We start from the raw sequence: 2,301 nt of genomic DNA on the forward strand, positions 1-2,301 counted from the left end.
TCCGGGCTGCTCTGCGCCGGTGCGCCCGCGATCCGCAGGGACGGCGCACCCCCGCCGCGCAGCCGCATCGAGACCGTCACGGCCGCCAGGCCGAGCACCAGCATCGCGGCGCCGGCCCAGGCCGTGGCCCGGAAGCCGAAGTCCGCGTCGATCACCGTGCCGCCCAGCCACGGGCCGGTCGTGTTGCCCAGGTTGAACGCGGCCGTCGTCGTCGCCCCCGCCAGTGTCGGGGCCACCCCCGCGACGTTGAACATCCGGGCGTTGAGCGCCGGGGCCGTGTAGAACGCGGACAGCCCCAGCAGGAACGCCAGAACGACCACCGCGACCTGGTTCGCCGCGAAGAGGGCCAGGGCCACCAGGAAGACCGTCGAGGCGCTGATGCCGCTCAGCAGCACACCGAAGAGGTGCGCGTCCGCGACCCGGCCCCCGATCGTCGTACCGATCAGCGCGCCGACGCCGAACAGCCCGAGCACCCACGGCACCCAGCCCGAACCCAGCCCCGCCACATCCGTCAGCAGCGGCGCGAGATAGCTGAACGCGCAGAACACACCGCCCGCCGCGAGTGCCGTGATCACGATCGACAGCCACACCTGCCGGTCCCGGTAGATCGCGACCTCCCGCTTGAGCTGCGGCTTCTCGTCCGGCAGCGGAATGCGCGGGATGCGTGTGACGACGCCGGCCAGCGCCACGGCGGACGCCACGCCCACCGCCCAGAACGCCGAACGCCAGCCGAAGCTCTCCCCGAGGAACGCGCCCAGCGGCACTCCCAGGACGTTGGCGATCGACAGTCCGCCGATCATCACGGCCATCGCCCTGGCCCGCGCGTTCACCGGCACCATCGCGATGGCGACCGCGGCGCCGACCGCCCAGAAGCCGGCGCACGCCAGCGCACTCACCACCCGTGAGACGAACAGCACCTCGTACGTCGGCGCCAGCGCGCCCGCGATCTGGCCCAGCCCGAAGACGGTGATGAGTGCGATGAGCGTCGTACGGCGGGGCAGCCGCAGTGTGGCGACGGCCAGCAGCGGGGCGCCGACCACCATGCCGATCGCGAAGGCGGATATGAGGAGCCCGGCCTGCGGGATCGAGACCCCCATGTCCTCGGCGACGGGCGGCAGCAGCCCGGACAGCATGAACTCACTGGTACCGAGGGCGAAGACCGAGAGGCCGAGGATGTAGACGGCCATCGGCATACGGGGACGGCTGGAGGCGGAGGAGGCAGAGTCGGGCATGACAGTGGCCAACAGTGCTTTCGCCCCTGTCATTCCCCCGTCTCAGCGCGTGAGCAGCTCCAGCTCCGTCGTCAGGTTCTGCCGCGCCGGCGGCTCCCACTCCGCCGCCCCGCGGGGCGTACGGAACAGCCTCGGCAGCTCCAGCAGATGCCGGAGGACGGCCGAACGCCCCTCACGGAACGCCTCGTCAGGGACGAAGCCGTACTCCTCCCTCACCTGCGCCGCGTACGCCGCGTACTCCTTGGGGGCCGCCGCCAGGATCGCGAGATCCGCGTCGCACAGCACCTCGCCGTTGGTGTCACCGTCCGCCGGGTCGTGCGTGACGGTGAGCCGGACCAGCCGGGCGACCTCGGCGGTCGCCGCGTCGGGGACACCGGCCTCGGGCAGGGCGCGTTCGGCGAGCGCGGCGCTGCGCTCCTCGTTCTCGGAGCGGTCGGGGCGGTAGACCGCGTCGTGGAACCAGACGGCCAGGCGCACCAGGTCCGGGTCGCAGGCGTGGCCGGCCAGGGTGTCGACGCGGTCCAGGACCTGGGCCAGATGGGTGGTGGTGTGGTAGCGCCGCTGGGGCTCGGCCCAGCGGTCCAGGAGGTTGTCGGCGTAGGGCAGCGGGTCGGGGCCCGGCGCGCCGCCCCGGGCGGCGACCAGGGCGTCCTGCCAGCGGGTGCGGAGCGCGGCGGCGTCGGTCATACGGCGACTGTAGAGCGCCGGGGGACCTTGTCGGGCGGGGTGGCGGGTCGTTAGCGTGCGGTTGTGACGGAAGCGGCGGAATCCAGGTATCTCATCGATCTCAACGCGGACCTGGGCGAAGGGTTCGGACGCTGGACCCTCACCGAGGACGAGGCGCTGCTGACCTGTGTCACCAGCGCCAACGTGGCCTGCGGCTTCCACGCGGGCGACGCCTCGGTGATGCGGCGGGTCTGCGACACGGCGGCGGAGCGGGGCGTCCGCATCGGGGCGCAGGTCTCCTACCGCGACCTGGCCGGGTTCGGGCGGCGCGCCATGGACGTACCGGCGGCCGAACTGACCGCCGAGACCGCCTACCAGATCGGGGCCCTGCGGGTCTTCGCGG

Annotated in this window: 3 protein-coding genes; 1 reads left to right on the forward strand and 2 read right to left on the reverse strand. The window is 72.9% G+C overall.

The genetic code is table 11. The annotated features are described in order from the left end of the window. The coding region (locus VN520_RS03010; RefSeq protein WP_325745254.1) for a Cmx/CmrA family chloramphenicol efflux MFS transporter at positions 1-1,193 on the reverse strand (1,193 nt) is incomplete at its 3' end. 81 nt (positions 1,194-1,274) lie between these two features. Continuing rightward, on the reverse strand, positions 1,275-1,919 hold the full coding sequence (locus VN520_RS03015; protein ID WP_325745252.1) for a hypothetical protein: 645 nt from the start codon (positions 1,917-1,919) through the stop codon (positions 1,275-1,277). A 63-nt stretch (positions 1,920-1,982) separates the two neighbouring features. On the opposite strand from VN520_RS03015, the gene VN520_RS03020 reads away from it, so the two are divergent. Further along, a partial coding sequence (locus VN520_RS03020; RefSeq protein ID WP_325745253.1) for a LamB/YcsF family protein occupies positions 1,983-2,301 on the forward strand: 319 nt, incomplete at its 3' end.

The organism is Streptomyces sp. (genome assembly GCF_035563135.1).
In the GTDB taxonomy this organism is placed as follows: Bacteria; Actinomycetota; Actinomycetes; order Streptomycetales; family Streptomycetaceae; genus Streptomyces.